Below are 17,404 nucleotides of genomic sequence, written 5' to 3'. Positions count from 1 at the left end.
GAATCAGCCGGGAAACGGGATGCCGCGTTAGTCCGCATCGTTCCGGCGGGGTGATTCGTCTACGACATCAAGTTCGTAGCCTACGAGGGGCACCCGGCACGGTCACCGCGCGACGGGGAGCCCGCGGCCGAGACATTGAGCCCCATGCGCGGCATGTCGGGGCATCCCCGCCCGAGGTAAGCCCCATGTGCGGCATCTCGGCGCGCCTGCGGCCGAGGTAGGCCCGATGGGCGGCATGTCGGGGCGCCCGCGGCCGGGGTAAGGCCCAGGTGCGGCCTGTCGGTAAGGCGGTCCTTCCAGGGGGTAGCGGGCAGCCGCCGAGCCGAGCGCGAAGCGATCTCGCGCAGTAGGTTGAGCGGGTGAGCGGACGGTTCCCCATCGAAGACGTCTCCCCCGCCGTCGCCTGCGGTCGCTACCCGGCCAAGGCGGTGGTCGACGAACTCGTGCCGGTGTCGGCCCGCGCCTACCGGGAGGGGCACGACGCGCTGGGCTGCAACGTGGTCTGGCTCGGCCCGGACGGCGGCGCCCGCCCGTTCACCCGGATGCGTCCCGGCGAGCCCGGCCAGGACACCTGGCACGCCGTCATCCGCCCGGACGCGGTCGGTGAGTGGGTGTTCGCCGTCGAGGCGTTCCAGGACCCGTACCTGACCTGGCAGAACGCGGTGACCAAGAAGATCGCCGCCGGGCAGGGGGCGGCCGAGCTGGGCAACGACCTGGCCGAGGGCGTACGCGTGCTGACCGCCGCGGTCGACCTGGTGCCGGCGGCGGACGCCGACCGGGTGCGGGCCGCGGTCGCGGCGCTGGCGGACACCGCGCTGGACCTGCCCCGCCGGGTGGCCCCGGCGCTGGAGCTGGCCGACCTGCTCTGGGACCACCCGGTCCGGGAGCTGGTGACCACCGGTGAACGGCACCGGATCTGGGTGGACCGGCCCCGGGCGCTCTTCTCCGCCTGGTACGAGTTCTTCCCCCGCTCGGAGGGGGCGGTGCCGGCGACGATCGACGAGCCGGCGCGCTCCGGCACCTTCCGGACCGCGATCGACCGGTTGGCCGGGGTCGCGGCGATGGGCTTCGACGTGCTCTACCTGCCGCCGATCCACCCGATCGGCCGGGTCAACCGCAAGGGCCGCAACAACTCGCTCACCGCCGGGCCCGACGACGTGGGCTCGCCGTGGGCGATCGGCGCCGCCGAGGGCGGCCACGACGCCATCCACCCCGACCTGGGTACGCCGGCGGACTTCCGCGCGTTCGTCGCCGCCGCGGCCGACGAGGGCCTGGAGGTGGCGCTGGACCTGGCGTTGCAGTGCGCCCCGGACCACCCGTGGGTGACCGAGCACCCGGAGTGGTTCACCACCCGGGCCGACGGCAGCATCGCGTACGCGGAGAACCCGCCCAAGAAATACCAGGACATCTATCCGCTGAACTTCGACAACGACCCCGAGGGCATCCGGGCCGAGGTGCTGCGGGTGGTGCTGCACTGGGTCGGCGAGGGCATCAAGATCTTCCGGGTGGACAACCCGCACACCAAGCCGTTCGACTTCTGGCACTGGCTGATCGCCGAGGTCAAGCGGGTCGACCCGGACGTGCTCTTCCTGGCCGAGGCGTTCACCCGGCCGGCGATCATGCACGGGCTGGGCAAGATCGGTTTCACCCAGTCGTACACGTACTTCACCTGGCGCACGTCGGCGGCGGAGATGCGGGCATACTGCGAGGAGCTGGTCGCGGCGGCGGATTACATGCGGCCGAACTTCTGGCCCAACACCCCGGACATCCTGCACGAGTCGTTGCAGCACGGCGGCCCGCCGATGTTCAAGATCCGGGCGGTGCTGGCCGCGCTGCTGAGCCCCTCCTGGGGCATGTACGCCGGGTTCGAGCTCTTCGAGCACACCGCCCGCCCCGGCGCCGAGGAATACCTGGACAACGAGAAGTACGAGCTGCGCCCCCGGGACTGGGCCGGTGCCGAGGCGCAGGGCCGCTCGCTGGCGCCGTTCATCGCCACCCTCAACCGGATCCGCCGGGAGAACCCGGCCCTGCACCGGCTGCGCAATCTGCGCTTCCACGACATCGACAACCCGGCGCTGCTCTGCTGGTCCAAGCACGACCCGGAGACCGGCAACACGGTGATCGTGGTCTGCTCGTTCGACCCGCAGACCGTGCAGTGGGGCAACACCACCCTCGACATGCCGGCGCTGGGCTTCGACTGGCACGAGCGGTTCGGCGTGCGCGACGAGCTGACCGGCGCGAGCTACGACTGGGGGCAGCGCAACGCGGTGCGGCTCGACCCGTACCTGCAACCCGCGCACGTGCTGACGGTCCGCCGCCCGGCGCCACCACCCGCACCCGAGCCGGCGGTCGCCGCCCCGGTGGAGTTGACCGTGGCGGCCGTGCCGGAGGAGTTGTCCGGCGGCACCGCCGCGACCCGGCCCGCCCAGCCCGACGGCCTGCCGGGCGAGCCCGCCCCGGCCGGCGCCACGTCGCGCCCGCGCCGCGGCAAGGGCCGCAAGCGCGGCGCCGCCCCGACCGCACCCGCCCCGAAGGACGCCCGATGGAGCAGCTGATCGCCGGCCAGTCGTACGATCCGCACGCGCTGCTGGGGGCGCACCCCGCCGGCGGGCGGACGACGGTGCGCACCCTGCGCCGCGGCGCCACCGACGTGACCCTGCTGGTGGGCGACGAGCGGCACCCGATGAAGCGGGTGCACGACGCCGGTGTCTTCGCCGCCGACGTGCCAGGTGAGGTGCTCGACTACCGGGTCGAGGTGGACGGCGCGGTGCTCGACGACCCCTACCGTTACCCGCCGACGCTGGGCGAGCTGGACCTGCACCTGATCGGCGAGGGCCGGCACGAGCGGCTGTGGGAGGCGCTCGGCGCCCGGGTCTTCGACGAGGGGGTGGCCTTCACCGTCTGGGCGCCCAACGCGCGCGGGATTCGGGTGGTGGGTGACTTCACCGGCTGGGGCCCGGACGACGGCTGGCCGATGCGCTCGCTGGGCTCCAGCGGGGTGTGGGAGGTCTTCGTGCCCGGGGTGCCGGCCGGCGCCCGCTACAAGTACCGCGTCCTCGGCGCCGACGGGCAGTGGCGGGACAAGGCCGACCCGATGGCCACCCGCACCGAGGCGCCGCCGGCCACCGCCTCGGTGGTGCACCACTCCAGGTACGAGTGGGGCGACGCCGACTGGTTGGCCCGGCGGGCGCGGCGGCAGCCGCACCAGGAGCCGATGAGCGTGTACGAGGTGCACCTGGGCTCCTGGCGGCCCGGGCTGAGCTACCGGGAGCTGGCCGAGCAGCTCACCGCGTACGTCACCGAGCTGGGCTTCACCCACGTGGAGTTCCTGCCGGTGATGGAACACCCGTTCGGCGGGTCCTGGGGTTACCAGGTCACCGGCTACTACGCCCCCACCGCCCGCTTCGGTGACCCGGACGAGTTCCGCCACCTGGTCGACCGGCTGCACGCCGCCGGCATCGGGGTGATCCTCGACTGGGTGCCGGCGCACTTCCCCAAGGACGAGTGGGCCCTGGCCCGCTTCGACGGCACCCCGCTCTACGAGCACCCCGACCCCCGCCGCGGCGAGCACCCCGACTGGGGCACGTACGTCTTCGACTTCGGCCGCCGGGAGGCGCGCAACTTCCTGGTCGCCAACGCGCTCTACTGGCTGGACGAGTTCCACGTCGACGGCCTGCGGGTCGACGCGGTCGCCTCGATGCTCTACCTGGACTACTCCCGCCAGGAGGGGCAGTGGGCGCCGAACGTGCACGGCGGCCGGGAGAACCTGGAGGCGATCGCCTTCCTCCAGGAGACCAACGCCACCGTCTACAAGCACCACCCGGGCGTGCTGATGATCGCCGAGGAGTCCACCGCCTGGCCGGGGGTCACCCGGCCCACCGCCGAGGGCGGGCTCGGCTTCGGGTTCAAGTGGAACATGGGCTGGATGCACGACACCCTGCTCTACACCTCGAAGGACCCGATCTACCGGCAGCACCACCACCATCAGCTCACCTTCTCCCTGGCGTACGCCTGGAGCGAGAACTACGTGCTGCCGATCAGCCACGACGAGGTGGTGCACGGCAAGGGCTCCCTCGCGGGCAAGATGCCCGGCGACACCTGGCAGCGGCTGGCCAACGTCCGCGCGCTGCTGGCGTACATGTGGGCGCACCCCGGCAAGCAGCTGCTCTTCATGGGCTGCGAGCTGGCCGACGACCGGGAGTGGAGCGAGCAGCGCGGCCTCGACTGGTACCTGACCCACGACCCCGCCCGGGCCGGGGTGCAGCGGCTCGTCGGCGACCTGAACCGGGCCTACCGGGCCACCCCGGCGCTGTGGGCGCAGGACACCGAGCCGGCCGGCTTCCGCTGGATCTCCGGCGACGACGTCGCCAACAACACGGTCTCGTTCGTCCGGATCGCCCCCGACGGCCAGACGCTGGTCTGCGTGGCGAACTTCTCCGCCCTGCCGCTGGAGGACTACCGGATCGGGCTACCGGCCGGCGGCACCTGGACCGAGGTGGTGAACACCGACGCCCACCACTACGGCGGCTCCGGGGTCGGCAACCTCGGCGCGGTGCACGCCGAGGACGTCCCGTGGCACGGGATGCCCTCGTCGGCGGCGCTGCGGGTGCCGCCGCTGGGCGTGCTCTGGCTCCGCCCCTCGGCGAGCTGACCACCACGCCCGGGCTGTCACAGGTCGCGGCGGGCCTTGATGAGGATCTGCCATCCGATGAGGTTGGGCCAGCGGGCGCAGCCGATCGCGTCGAGGCGGTCGCAGACACGGCTCGGCAGGATGCGACGCAGCCGCGACAGGGGCAGATGGCCGGTGACGCCCACATGTTCCACCCGCAGCTCCGCCGCGCGACCGAGAAGCAACGGCACGGCGGTCCGGTAGGTGAAGAAGCGTAGGTGCGTGGCATCCAGGACCCCGGTCTCCTGGTATTCGAACCTGCCGCGCAGGAAGTGCATCCGCTCACGCCAGTTGAGCACGTTGGGCACGGCGATGACGCAGGATCCCCCGGGCGAGAGCATGCCGGCGAAGCGGCTGAGCAGAGCCGCCGGGTCCCGCACATGCTCGAGCACGTGGCTGAAGACGATGCAGTCGAACCGGCTGTTCTCCAGATCCTCGGGCAGGTCGAGTTCCAGGTCCGCGACCCAGCAACCGTCCAGGTGCCTGGCGGCAAGCTGACTCTCGGCGGGTGACCCGGTGACGCCGAAGATCTTCTTACCTGGATCGCGTCGGCGGAGGAGAGCCGCGTTGTCCCCCGCACCGCACCCGACGTCGAGCACGGTCACCGCATTGCGGTCCACGAGGTCGACCACGGGGGCGTTCCCCTCGTTGCTGTAAACCTTTTCCGCTACGGACGTCTGCATGACCTCAACGCATTCTCCGGGCCGCATACCGGCGTGCCAGGTGGGGTGCACCTGAACAACGACGCCACCCATCGGCCGGATACCGCAGAGCCGGTGCAGAGTACGGCTCGCCGACCCTCAGACCAGGCCGGCGTCGCGCAGCAGCTTCCACAGCCCGGCGCCGTCCGGGGCGGACAGCCACTTCTGCCCGACCGGGCCGGACGAGGACTGGCCGGCCGGCGCGGGCAGGCTACCGGCCAGCACCGCCTGGGTGGGCGAGAGCCGGCGGATCGCCACCGCGGCGGTGTTCTCCGGGTGCGCGGCGGCGAACTCCCGGTAGATCTCCTGGTCGTGCTGGCCGTCGTCGCCGATCAGCAGCCACCGGACGTCGGGGAACTCCCGGGCCAGCCGGGCCAGGGTGGCCCGCTTGTGCTCCCGCCCACTGCGGAACCACCGGTCGGCCGTCGGCCCCCAGTCGGTGAGCAGCAGCGGGCCGGCCGGGTAGAGGTGCCGGGACAGGAACCGGGTCAGGGTGGGCGCGACGTTCCACGCCCCGGTGGAGAGGTAGAGCACCGGGGCGCCGGGGTGCGCGGTGGCCAGCCGCTCGTAGAGCACCGCCATGCCGGGCACGGCGGTGCGGGCGTGCTCGTCCAGCACGAAGGTGTTCCACGCGGCGAGCAGCGGGCGGGGCAGCGCGGTCACCATGACCGTGTCGTCGATGTCGGAGATGATGCCGAACCGGACGCTGGGGTCGACGACGCGTACCAGCGCCTCCACCGGCTCCGCGTCGGCGACGCTGAGGCGCACGGTGGCCCAGCCGGGGGTCAGGTCGGCCTCGACCATGGTGTCGACGAAGCCGCTGCGGTCGGCGCGCGCCTCGTGCACCACCCCGCCGGCCTCGATCTTGACCCGGACGTGCTTGGCGGGGAGGGTGGTGAAGCTGCGCCAGCCGCGTACCTTCTCCGGCTTGCCCTTCCCGCGCGCCTCCGGCCGGCCGAGCAGCACCCGGCACATCACCCGGGCCCAGCCCGGCGCGCCGTAGCCGGCGTACGCGACGATCTTCATCTGCCAGCCGGTGCGCCGCAGCCGGCGCTCCACCAACTGGTGGACGGCGTCCTCGAGCCGCGCGGCCCGGTGCAGGGTCGGTACGGCGAGCTCGCCGGTGGCTGGTGAAGGTGGCACGCTGCAACCCTGCCACACCCCGCCGGCAGCGGCCAGGCGAGCGCCCGCCCACCGGCTGGCCCGATCCGCCGCGCGTGCCGCCCGGCACGTGACAGACTCCGGGCGGGACGACGACGGGGGCGTGGTCGTGTCGACCTCAGTGCGGCACCGCTGGCGGTGGCGGCCGCGTCCGGACACACCGGCGCTGGTCGCGCTGCTGCTCGGGCTGGGCGGCGTCGGCTACCGGCTGGTCCTGGTGCTGGCCACGCTGCCCGCCTCGAACAGCGACGAGGCGACGTTCGGGCTGGCCGCGATGCACATCGCCGCCGGCCGGGAGCATCCGGTCTTCCTCTACGGGCAGCGCTACATGGGCACCGTCGAGTCCTACCTGGCGGCTCCGCTGATCGCGGTGGCCGGGCCGAGCTGGCCGGTGCTGCGGCTGCCGGTGCTGGCGCTCTACGCCGCCTTCCTCTGGCTGACCTACCGGCTGACCCGGCGGATCTGCTCGCCGTGGTTCGCCGCCTTCGTGGTCGGGCTGCTCGCGCTCGGCTCCGAGCGGGTGGTGCGGGACCAGTTGACCGCCGTCGGTGGCCGGCCCGAGGTGAAGCCGGCGGTGCTGTTGATGCTGCTGGTGGCGGTAGGGTTGGCCGACCGGCGGATCCGCCGCCGCTGGCTGGCGATCGGCCTGTTCGGCCTGCTCGCCGGGTTGTCGATCTGGTCGGACTGGCTGATCGTGCCGTACCTGGCGGTGGCCGGCCTACTGCTGGTCGCGGTGGCCGGCCGGGACCTGGTCGGCTGGGCGGGGATGCTGCTGCTGGCCGGTTTCCTGCTCGGCGCGGCACCGCTGCTCTGGGACAACCTGCTCGCGCCGCCCGGCGAGGACTCGCTGTCGGTGCTGCGGCAGCTCGGCGGGGCCGCCGGCGCCACCCCGCCGGCTTCGGCGCGGCTCTCCGGCGGCCTGCTGACGGGCGTACCGCTGGCCACCGGGCTGTGCCCGGTGACCGGCTGCGCCCGCGTACCGTCCTGGTTCGGGCTGCTGTATCCGCTGCTGCTGGTCGGCGCGGCGGGACTCGCGGTGGTCGCCTACCGCCGGACCGCGGGCCGCCCGGCCGCCGTCCGGGTCGGCCCGCTCACCCACCTCGCGCTGCTCGTCGGCGCCGGGTTGACCCTGCTGGCGTACGTGCGCAGCCCGCTGGCCGCCACCGGGCCGCTGGACAACGCCCGCTACCTGTCGGTACTCCAGCTCTCCCTGCCGGCGGTGCTCTGGCCGCTCTGGCTCGCCGCCGCCCGGCTGCACCGGGGCGCGGCCGGGGTGGCCGCCCGGGTCGGCGGGGTCCTCGGCGCCGGCCTGCTGGCCGCGCTCACCGCCGCCGTACTGGTCGGCACGGTCGGCTTCGTGACCGGCACGGGCGCGGCGCGCACCGACGAGCGGCGGGCCCGCGAGCTGGCCGACGCGGTGCGGCGGCACGGGCTGCGGGAGGTGTACGGCGAGTACTGGACCTGTAATCGGCTGATCTTCAACACCGGTGAGGCGGTGACCTGCGCGGTGCTCGACGGCCAGCTCGCGCCGGGGCAGAACCGCTACCCGCCGTACTGGACGCGGGTGGCCGGGGCGGCCCGGCCGGGATACGTGCTGACCGCCGACTCCCCCGCCGACCGGCGGCTGCGCGCGCTGCTCGGCGACCGCGCCGCCACCGCCACCGTGGTCGAGGTGGGCGGCTATCGGGTGTACCACCCCGAGCCGGCCTTCCGGCCCTGGCGCTGACCCGGCCCGTACGCTGGCCCGGTGCTCATCCTGCTGCCGCCCTCGGAGGGCAAGGCCGACGCCGGGACCGGCCGCCGGCTGGACCTGTCCCGGCTGTCCCTGCCGGAGCTGAACCCGGCCCGCGCCGAGGTGCTCGACGCGCTGATCGCCACCAGCACCGCCCCCGACCAGCGGGCGGCCCTGGCGGCGTTGGGCCTGAGCGAGGGTCAGCGCGACGAGCTGCGCCGCAACGCCCGGCTGCGCGCCGCGGCCACCGCCCCGGCCGCCCGGATCTACACCGGGGTGCTCTACGAGGCGCTGGACCTGGCCACGCTGCCGCCGGCCGCCGAGCGGCTCGCCCGCCGGTCGGTGCTGATCAGCTCCGGCCTCTGGGGCGCGGTGCGGCTGGCCGACCGGATCCCGCCGTACCGCTGCCCGATCGGGGCGCGGCTGCCGGGGGTGGGCGCGCTGGCGGCGTACTGGCGGCGGGCGCTCGGTCCGGCGCTGACGGCGGCGGCCGGCCAACGCCCGGTGCTGGACCTGCGCTCCGGCGCGTACGCGGCGACCTGGGCACCGCGCGGGCCGCTGGCCGAGCGGATGGTGACCGTGCGGGTGCTGCACGAGCGGGAGGTGGACGGGTCGCCGGTCCGCTCGGTGGTCAGCCACTTCAACAAGGCCACCAAGGGCCGGCTGGTCCGCGACCTGCTCACCGCCGACGCCCGGCCGCGCACCGCCGCCGCGCTGCTCACCGCGCTGCGCGACCTGAAGTACGAGGTGCTGGAGCAGCCGACGGCGCCCGGCCGGCCCCGGCAGGTGGACGTCGTGGTGCGGGAGCTCTAGCCGCAAATTTTGCTCAAGGCTGGGGCCGATCCGTTTCCTCCCGGGCGGCGGCGGGCGACGGTAGACGTACCCGACGCCCCAAGGAGCACCGTGATGGCCCCGCACACCATGCTGCTCGACCGGCCCCGCCCGGCGCCGCCACTGGACTGGCACACCCTCGCCGACGCCTTCGAGGTCGCCTGCCTCGTCCGCTGCGTGCCGCCGCCCGCCGACACCGGCCGCCGGGGCGCCGGGCCCTACCGGGGTGCGCCGGCCGAGTTCAACCGCCCGGAGGCGGCGCACCGGATGCGCCAGCTGCTCGCCCGGCTGGACGTGCCGGTGGAGCACGACGTGACCACCGGCGGGCTGCGCCGCCGCTACGAGCTGCACCGGCTGGCGGTGCCCGGGACGCACCGGTCCGCGTACGCCGAACTGGTGGCGGCGGGCTGGCGGCAGGGCCGCCGGGAACTGCTCGGCCCGCAGCCGGGCGCGTCCACCGTGCGCCGGGTGTGGCGTACCCGGCTCGCCGCCGCGGCCTGGCGGTCGGCGCTGCTGGCCGGTGGCCGGCACGTCCGCCGGCACATCCTCGGGGTCCGGCTGGTCGACCGGGAGCTGGCCGCCGTGCTGGTCCGCGGCGCCGCCCTGCTGGACGTGCCCGCCCTGCTGCGTCCCGGCGCCGGCTGTTTCGTGGTGTCGGTCGCGGACGGCCCGCACCGGCTCCGGATCCTGGACAGCGCCGCCCTCTCCCCGGCGGCCACCCCCGCCTGAGCCACCGCCGCGCGGCGACCGCCCGGCCCGACCTACGCCGCCCGGCCCCGACCTACGCCGCGCGGCCCGAGCTACCGCCGGGCATTGGACCGCCCGGCCCGAGTTGCCGCGTACCGGGACGTTCCCGCCCGGTCCGGCCGACCGCCCGCGTCCGGGCTTGCACCGCGACGCCGGGCGGCGCAGAGTGCTGCCTGTGAACCGTGGCCGGCTGCGCCCGGGCCGCCGAGGGTGGGCCCGGTTGGTGGTGTGCGTGCTGCTGCTGGCGGCGCTGCCGCAGCTCGGCGCGTGCCGGGACGAGCCGGCCGGGCCGATCCCGATCCGGATCGCCACCGGCAGCCCCACCGCCGTCTACCATGCCTTCGGCGAGTCGCTGGCCGGCATCCTCAACCGGGAACTGCCCGGGGTACGGGCGAGCGTGGTGGTCACCGCCGCGTCCGAGGAGAACGTGCGGATGGTCGGCTCGGGGCAGGCCGAGCTCGGGTTCACCCAGGCCGACGCGTTGACCACCGAGTCGGCCGGGCGGGTGCGGGCGGTCGCCCGGGTCTACGACGACCTGCTGCACCTGGTCACCCTCGCCGGCAGCCCGGTACGGACGCTGGCCGACCTGACCGGGCGCCGGGTGTCGGTGGGCGCGCCCGGTTCCGGCACCGCGATCACCGCCACCCGCCTGCTGGACGTGGCACAGCTCGACGGCCGGGTCCGCCAGCAGCACCTCGGCCTCGACGACTCGGTGGCCGCGCTGCGCGCCGGCCGGGTCGACGCGTTCTTCTTCTCCGGCGGCCTGCCCGTGCGGGCGGTGCGGGAGCTGACCACCACCACCGCCACCCGCGTGGTCGACCTGGGCGAGTGGACCGAGCGGCTGCGCCGCGCGCACGGCGAGGTCTACGTCACCCGGGACGTGCCGCGGTCGGCGTACCTGACCGAGCCGGTGAGCACGGTGGCGAACCCGAACTATCTGATCGTCGCCACGAACCTGCCGGACCCGCTGGTCCGCGAGATCACCCGGCTGCTGATGGAGCGCCGGACCGAGCTGGCCCGGGCGCATCCGGCGGCCGGCCGGATCAGCCCCCGCTCGGCGATCGCCACCGACCCGGTACCGCTGCATCCGGGTGCGGCCGAGTGGTACCGCCGCACCAAGCCCTGACCCTGCCCAGCGGCTGGCCCGCCCAACGGCCGGCGTGCCCAACGGCCGGCGTGCTCAACGGCCGGCGTGCTCAACGGCCGGCGTGCCCAACGGCCGGCGTGCACAGCGGCCGGCGTGCACAGCCGCCGCGCCAAGCCCTGACCTCCCAGCGGCTGGCGGCCGGGGGTCGCTGACCGCCCACCCGGCGATGAGGGTCGTCGGCCCCGGACCGCGCGACCCCTGTAGCCGCCCCCACCGAAGCGCCCCGCCCAAGCGCCCCGCACCACGGCCCCGCCCCAAGCGCCCAACACCAAGGCCCCGCCTCGGCTGTTGGGGACGGGTTTGCCGCAGCGGCGGGCGCGCCAGGGCCTGGACTGTGAGGGGTGCGGTTCGCGCCCTACCGACTTGATGTCGTAAACGAATCATTCGACGGCTCGGTCGCACCCGCATGCGGCAATGAGCGGGGTCGGTGATTCGTTGGTGAGGTCAAGTTGGTAGGGCGCGGATGAGGTACCGCCGGCTCCCGGCCCGAGGCCCGCAGGCCGGGTGACTTCCCGGGCCAGCGCGACCGGAACCGGCCTGGCCCCACCCCGAAGCGTGGCCCCACCCCGAAGCGCCTGACCCAAACCACCCGATCCCGAACCACCCAACCCCGAGCCCGCCCGACCCCGAGCCCGCCCGAAGCGGTCCTCGGCCCCCGGGCGTGCGCACCGGCGACCATGGATTCGGCCGGCGCCGCCAGCCGGAGCTCAGCGGTGGCGGCCGCGACGGCAGGTTGGGAGATGCGGCCGGAGCGGCCGACATGCCAGCGTGAGATGTGACCGATGTCGAGCTGCCGGACGCCGGGCGGCGGGCCCGGGACGCGACCCGCCGCGCCGCCGAGCGGTTCACCGCGCTGGTCCGCGCCTCCGGCGACGGAACCGCCCGGGCCACCGTGGACTGGACGGTCGCCGACACCGCGGCCCACCTGCTGTCCCTCGCGGCCTACTACGGCGCCCTCCTCGACCCCGGCGCGCCGCCGCTGCCCGTGCCGGGCCTGGACCGGCTGCTCGCCGGCACCACGGTGGACACCGTCCGGGACGCCAACGCGGTCGTCCTGCGGCACCTGCCGGAGCGCGACCCCGGACGGCTGGCCGGCCAACTCCAGGTGGCGGTGGACCGGCTCCTGGCCGCCACCGCCGCCACCACCACCCCCGACGCCACCGCCACCGCCGCCGCCACTACCGCAGGCACCGGCGCCACCGCCGACGCCCGGGCGGTCCGCTGGCTCGGCGGCGCGCTGGTCCCGCCGACCGGTCTCCTCGCCCACCTGGTCAACGAATTCCTGGTGCACGGCTGGGACGTCGCGCGGGCGCTGTCCCGGCCCTGGCCGATGGCGGACGCCGACGCGGCCCTCTTCCTCGACGAGTTCCTGGTCGAGATGATCCGCCGGGACCACGGCGCCTTGCTGGACACCGGGGCGCGCCGGCCGCGCCGGCCGATCGGCGTGGAGTTCCGGTCCGCGCACACCCGGCCGGCGCTGCTGATCCTGCGCGACGGCCGGGTGCGCCTCGGCGCGGCCGGCGACCGCCCCGACGCCCGGGTGACGTTCCGGCCGGCGCGCTTCAACCTGATGCTCTTCGGCCGGCTCAGCGTGCCGCGCGCGCTGGCCCGGCGCGATGTCGTCGTCGGCGGCCCGCGCCCCTGGCTGGTGCCGGCCTTCCTGCGCGTCGTTCACCTGCCCCGCAACTAGGCCCTGTCCTGCCGATCAGTCGGTGCGAGGCGCGGTCCGGCAAGGCAGCGGTTCGTCCGGATATCGATGTTGTATCCGGACGAACCGACAACGCCACCGGTCGCCGTCTGGGCCCGCCGCAGCCGGGCAATGATCGGCCGGAGAGAGCCTAGGCGCCGGGCCCGGACGCCGGCCGGCGCGCGCTCTGACGGCGGGCGGTTCGCCCGCCGCTACGAGGGTGGCGACGTGGACGAATCACCGGGGCGGGTCGCGACCGCCGGGGCGGGGTCGACCGCTGCGGCGGCGCGGTCCGAGGCGGCCGGATCCGGGCCGTCCGGGTCACCGCCCTCGGGGTCCGGGGCGGCGTCGGGGCCGGCCGGGTCGCGGGCGGGCGCCGGGAACCAGAGGCCGGCGGCCAGCCCCCGGGGCTCGGCCGGGCGCATGGTCAGCCGGCCGCCGGAGGCGTCGACCAGCACGGCGACGATGGTCAGGCCCAGCCCGGCGCCGTCGAGATTCTGCGCCTCCGGTGCCCGCCAGAACCGCTCGGTGGCCTTCCCGAGCTGGCTCTCGGTCATGCCCGGACCGGTGTCGCGCACCTCCAGCCCGATCCCCCCGTCGGCGCCCCGCACGGTCACCGTCACCGTCCCGCCGGCCCCGCTGAACTTGACCGCGTTGTCGATCAGCGCGTCCAGCGACTGGTCGATGGCGGTGGGCACGGTCCGGGCGTACGCCGGGGTGGTCTGCACCGCCAGGCGCAGCGTCACCGCGCGATGCCGGGCCAGCGGCTGCCACGCCGCGACCCGGGACGCGGCCACCGTCGCGGCGTCCACCACCACCCGCTCGTTCTCGGTCCGCTCGGCCCGGGCCAGGGTGAGCAGGGCGTCGAGCACCAGGGCGAGCCGGTCGGTCTCCTCCAGCGCCAGCCGGTGCTCGATCCGGCCGTCCGGGTCGGTGACGCTGGGCCCCAGCTCCTCCACCCGCAGCCGCAGCGCGGTCAACGGGTTACGCAGCTGGTGGCTGGCGTGCGCGACGAAGGCACGTTGCCGGTCCATCACGTCCGACACCACGTCGGCCATGTTGTTGAAGCTGGCCGCCAACCGGCGCAGCTCGGGCGGGCCGAGCCGGTGCTGGACCCGGGCGCCCCGGTCACCCTCGGCGATCTCGTGGGTCACCGCGTCCAACTCGGTCACCGGGCGCAGCACCCAGCCGGCCAGGCCGAACGCGGTCAGCACGCAGGCCGACACCGCCACCAGGCCGATCACGGCCAACAGCAACCACCAGGCGGTCACGGTACGGCGGACCCGGTCGGCCGGGGTGGCGGTCACCACCGCGCCGAGCACCTCGCCGCCGTCGTTGACCGGCACCGCCACCACCACCGGACCGTCCACCCAGGGCCAGACCGATTCCGGGCCGCTGACCTGCTGGCCGGAGAGGGCGACGTCCAGCGCCTCCTCGCCGGCCGCACCGACCGGCCAGCCGGCCGAGCTGACCACCGTGCGGCGTTCCCGGTCGACCACCGCGGCGTCGATGCCGTACAGCTGGTGGTAGGCGCGCAGCTCGGTGCCGAGCGAGCCGGGGGCGCCGCTGCGCAGCGCCGGGCGGGCCAGCGAGGCGAACCGGGTGGCGTCGGCCAGCCGGTCGGCGCGTACCCGGTCGGTCTCCCGGGTGGCCAGGGTGGCCGCCAACGGGGTCTCCAACGCCAGGAGCACCAGCGCCATCAGCAGCAGATAGCTGATCACCAGCCGACGACGCACCCGGTCTCCTCACTCGCCGCGGAGCCGGTAGCCGACCCCGCGTACGGTCTCCACCAGGGTGGGGTCGCCCAGCTTGCCGCGCAACGACCCCACGTGCACCTCGACGGTGTGCCGGTCCGCCCAGGTGGTGCCCCAGGCGTCGAGCAGGATCCGGTCCCGCGGCACGGCGACGCCGGGCTGCCGGGCCAGCGAGAGCAGGATGTCGAACTCCTTGCGAGTCAGGGCCACCGCCCGGCCGGCGACGGTGACCGCCCGGCCCTCGACGTCGATGCGGACCGGGCCGGCCTCGATGACGCTGCGTTCCGGCCGGGTGTGCGCGGCCCGGCGCAGCACCGCCTCGATCCGGGCCTGGAGTTCGACCATGGAGAACGGCTTGACCACGTAGTCGTCGGCGCCCAGCCGCAGGCCGAGCACCCGGTCCCGTTCCTCGCCCCGGGCGGTGACCGCGATGATGCCGAGCTGGCTGCTGCGCCGGCGCAGTTCCCGGCACAGGTCGGTGCCGTCACCGTCGGGCAGGGTCAGGTCGAGCAGCACCAGGTCACAGGGGGCGGCGGAGAGCGCGGCGGCGACGGTGGCGGCGTGTTCCACCTCGTAGCCGCGCCGGGTCAGCGCGGACGAGAGGGCCGCGGCGACCCGACGGTCGTCCTCGACCAGCAGGATGCGCACCCGGTACCCCCCGTTCGTCGGTCTGTCGACCACGAATGGTGGCAGACGCGGCGGCCCGGCGGGAGGGGCCGGCCGGGCAGCGCACCGGGGCCGGTCCGCGCCGGCCGACGCGAGGGTGCCGCGCGGTCTACAGGCCGAAGACCTCGTCGGAGACCGCGTCGCGTACGCCGTCGGTGAAGCCCCGGAAGCCGGGGTCGTCGTGACTGGCCGGGACGCTTGTCACGTTCTCCCCGGTGGCCTGGGTGACCGCGTCCACCAGCGCCGGGTGGTCGATTTCGGAGTCGGCGAGGGTGTCGTCGTCCGCCTGACCGAGATTGATCAGGTGCTGGAGGTCCTCGTCGGGGGTGTCCGGGTCGGCGGCCCACTCGGCGCCCGCCCGGTAGCACTCGTCGTACACCGCGCGCTGCCCGTCGGTCCAGTCCTCGTGGTAGCTCTCCATGTGTCCTCCCGGCGCCGGTCCGTCGCCGCGCCGACCGGCCGGCTCCACCTGAGCATGCCGCCCCGGCGCGGCCGGTCGGGGGAAAACCGCGCAGGCCGTGGCGGGCCGGCCACCGCCGTACGCTGAGTGGGTGATCTACAAGTTGCTGCCGTCGACGGAGTGGGCGGACGCCCTGGGCCGGGGCCGGTTCACCGGCTCCGCCGTCGACCACCAGGACGGTTTCATCCACCTCTCCGCCGCCGACCAGGTGGTGGAGACCGCGCGGCGGCACTTCGCCGGGGCCACCGGCCTGACCCTGCTGACCGTGGACCCGGACCGGCTCGGCGCCGCACTGCGGTGGGAGCCCTCGCGCGGCGGCGCGCTCTTCCCCCACCTGTACGGGGAGCTGCCGGTGACGGCGGTGGTCGCGGCGGAGGCGCTGCCGGTGGACGCCCCCGCCGCCGACGCGGTGGCGGACCTGCTGTCCTGATCCGCGCCGCCCGCCGCGACTCGCCGCCGCCGATCTGCCGGTGGTACCCGCCGGCCGTTTGATGCCTTGTTAGGCTGCATCGCGCAGTTTCCTGATCATCAGACGCTTCACCGGGGCCCGTACCGGGGCCCGGCTGGGCAGCGCCCAAAAAGGAACAGACATGGACGTCGCAGCGGAAAGCAGTCGCGACGAGGCGAGCCATCCCGGGCCCCACCCCGTACCCGACCCTCCGGAGACGACGCCCTCCCACACCCCGCCGGACGAGCCGGCCACCGCCGTGGTGGCCCGGCGGTCGCGCCGCGGGCCGCTGGCGGCGCTGGCCCTGGCCTGGCCGGCCCTGGTCGGGTATGCGCTGGTCCGGGCGGTGGGGCTGGTGACGCTCTGGATCTGGGGCTCCGCGCGCGGAGTCCGGCTGCAGGGGATCCTCGCCGGCCGGTACGACAGCGACTGGTACCTGGGCATCGCCACGCGCGGCTACGACCACGCCGAGAGCCTGCACAGCAACATGGCGTTCTTCCCGCTCTACCCGTGGCTGGTGCGCCTGCTGGACCAGTCCTGGGCGATGGACCCGCAGCAGGCCGCCCTGGCCGTCTCCTGGCTCGGGTCGCTCGCCGCCGCCTGGGGGCTGTTCGCGATCGGCAACCACCTGGCCGACCGCCGCACCGGGGTGCTGCTGGCCGTGGTCTGGGGCGTCGTGCCGCACGCCGTGGTCGAGTCGCTGGCGTACACCGAGGCGCTCTTCACCGCCTTCGCCGCGTGGGCGCTGTACGCCGTCCTGACCGGCCGGTGGCTGACCGCGGGCCTGCTCTGCCTGCTGGCCGGCCTGACCCGGCCGACCGCCTCGTCGCTGATCGCGGTGGTGGGCCTCGCCGCGCTGGTCGCGCTGATCCGCCGGCAGGGCCCGTGGTGGCGACCGCTGACCGCGCTGCTCCTGGCGCCGCTGGGCTGGCTGGGCTTCATCGTCTGGGTGGGCGACCGCACCGGCGGCCTGGACGGCTGGTTCCGGATCCAGGGCGAGGGCTGGAACTCGTCGTTCGACGGCGGGGCGTTCACCCTCCGCCGGACCGGCGAGATCCTCGACTCGCCCTCCCGGTTCCAGCACTACATGGTGGCGCTGGTGCTGCTGGCGGCGCTCACCCTGCTCGTGCTGAGCATCATGGACAGGCAGCCGTGGCCGCTGCTGCTCTACAGCGGGCTGCTCCTGGTGACGACGATCGGCGCCGCCGGCTACTACCACTCCAAGGGCCGGTTCCTGCTGCCCGCCTTCGCCCTGCTGCTGCCCGTCGCCGGGGCGCTGGCCCGGGCGCGGCGGGGCCGGGCGTATCCGGTGCTCGTCCTGCTGACCGCCGTCTCGGCGTACTTCGGCGGCTATCTGGCGCTGGTCTGGACGTCGTCGCCCTGACCGGGCCGCCGCCCACC

The 17,404-nt window shown here is 74.9% G+C and carries 14 protein-coding genes; 9 read left to right on the top strand and 5 right to left on the bottom strand.

The genetic code is table 11. The features are described from left to right. The first annotated feature begins 359 nt into the window (after positions 1-359). A complete protein-coding gene (locus tag K7640_RS23570) occupies positions 360-2,555 on the top strand; it encodes a maltotransferase domain-containing protein (protein ID WP_308042649.1) in 2,196 nt (731 codons plus the stop codon). Next, the gene (gene glgB / locus K7640_RS23565) at positions 2,543-4,651 is read left to right on the top strand and encodes a 1,4-alpha-glucan branching protein GlgB (RefSeq protein ID WP_222957077.1); all 2,109 of its coding nucleotides are present in this window, start codon (positions 2,543-2,545) and stop codon (positions 4,649-4,651) included. The genes K7640_RS23570 and glgB overlap by 13 nt, the downstream gene beginning before the upstream one ends. Before the next feature lie 17 nt (positions 4,652-4,668). Here glgB and K7640_RS23560 read toward each other — a convergent pair whose 3' ends face one another. After that, positions 4,669-5,301: a bifunctional 2-polyprenyl-6-hydroxyphenol methylase/3-demethylubiquinol 3-O-methyltransferase UbiG gene (locus K7640_RS23560; RefSeq protein ID WP_222957076.1), complete on the bottom strand. Its 633-nt coding sequence runs from the start codon at positions 5,299-5,301 to the stop codon at positions 4,669-4,671. Positions 5,302-5,469: 168 nt separating this feature from the next. Beyond that, a complete protein-coding gene (locus tag K7640_RS23555) occupies positions 5,470-6,513 on the bottom strand; it encodes an App1 family protein (protein WP_222957075.1) in 1,044 nt (347 codons plus the stop codon). A 121-nt stretch (positions 6,514-6,634) separates the two neighbouring features. Between K7640_RS23555 and K7640_RS23550 the strand changes: the two genes are divergently transcribed. From K7640_RS23550 to K7640_RS23530, 5 genes are all read left to right on the top strand, one after another. Beyond that, positions 6,635-8,257: a hypothetical protein gene (locus tag K7640_RS23550; protein ID WP_374198119.1), complete on the top strand. Its 1,623-nt coding sequence runs from the start codon at positions 6,635-6,637 to the stop codon at positions 8,255-8,257. A gap of 21 nt (positions 8,258-8,278) precedes the next feature. Further along, a complete protein-coding gene (yaaA, locus tag K7640_RS23545) occupies positions 8,279-9,076 on the top strand; it encodes a peroxide stress protein YaaA (protein ID WP_222957073.1) in 798 nt (265 codons plus the stop codon). 93 nt (positions 9,077-9,169) lie between these two features. Further along, positions 9,170-9,823 carry a hypothetical protein gene (locus tag K7640_RS23540; protein WP_222957072.1) on the top strand — a complete coding sequence of 218 codons (654 nt, stop codon included), beginning with the start codon at positions 9,170-9,172 and terminating at the stop codon, positions 9,821-9,823. Between the two features lie 193 nt (positions 9,824-10,016). After that, positions 10,017-10,967 carry a TAXI family TRAP transporter solute-binding subunit gene (locus K7640_RS23535; RefSeq protein WP_308042647.1) on the top strand — a complete coding sequence of 317 codons (951 nt, stop codon included), beginning with the start codon at positions 10,017-10,019 and terminating at the stop codon, positions 10,965-10,967. Between the two features lie 796 nt (positions 10,968-11,763). Further along, positions 11,764-12,678: a hypothetical protein gene (locus K7640_RS23530; RefSeq protein ID WP_222957071.1), complete on the top strand. Its 915-nt coding sequence runs from the start codon at positions 11,764-11,766 to the stop codon at positions 12,676-12,678. A 209-nt stretch (positions 12,679-12,887) separates the two neighbouring features. Here the strand turns inward: K7640_RS23530 and K7640_RS23525 are convergent, their stop codons facing one another. The 3 genes from K7640_RS23525 to K7640_RS23515 form a co-directional block, all read right to left on the bottom strand. After that, a complete protein-coding gene (locus tag K7640_RS23525) occupies positions 12,888-14,411 on the bottom strand; it encodes an ATP-binding protein (protein ID WP_374198116.1) in 1,524 nt (507 codons plus the stop codon). A gap of 9 nt (positions 14,412-14,420) precedes the next feature. Next, positions 14,421-15,077: a response regulator transcription factor gene (locus K7640_RS23520; RefSeq protein WP_374198115.1), complete on the bottom strand. Its 657-nt coding sequence runs from the start codon at positions 15,075-15,077 to the stop codon at positions 14,421-14,423. 127 nt (positions 15,078-15,204) lie between these two features. Continuing rightward, positions 15,205-15,516 (bottom strand): hypothetical protein, encoded by a 312-nt coding sequence (locus K7640_RS23515; RefSeq protein ID WP_222957069.1) that lies wholly within the window; start codon positions 15,514-15,516, stop codon positions 15,205-15,207. Positions 15,517-15,646: 130 nt separating this feature from the next. Here K7640_RS23515 and K7640_RS23510 point away from each other — a divergent pair, with 130 nt between their 5' ends. Further along, a complete protein-coding gene (locus K7640_RS23510) occupies positions 15,647-15,985 on the top strand; it encodes a DUF952 domain-containing protein (protein WP_222957068.1) in 339 nt (112 codons plus the stop codon). 160 nt (positions 15,986-16,145) lie between these two features. Then, on the top strand, positions 16,146-17,387 hold the full coding sequence (locus K7640_RS23505; protein WP_255609815.1) for a hypothetical protein: 1,242 nt from the start codon (positions 16,146-16,148) through the stop codon (positions 17,385-17,387). Positions 17,388-17,404: the final 17 nt, after the last annotated feature.

The organism is Micromonospora sp. PLK6-60 (assembly GCF_019890675.1).
GTDB lineage: Bacteria > Actinomycetota > Actinomycetes > Mycobacteriales > Micromonosporaceae > Micromonospora.
Note: the sequence above shows the minus strand (reverse complement) of the source record. Positions and strands in the feature narration are given on the sequence as shown.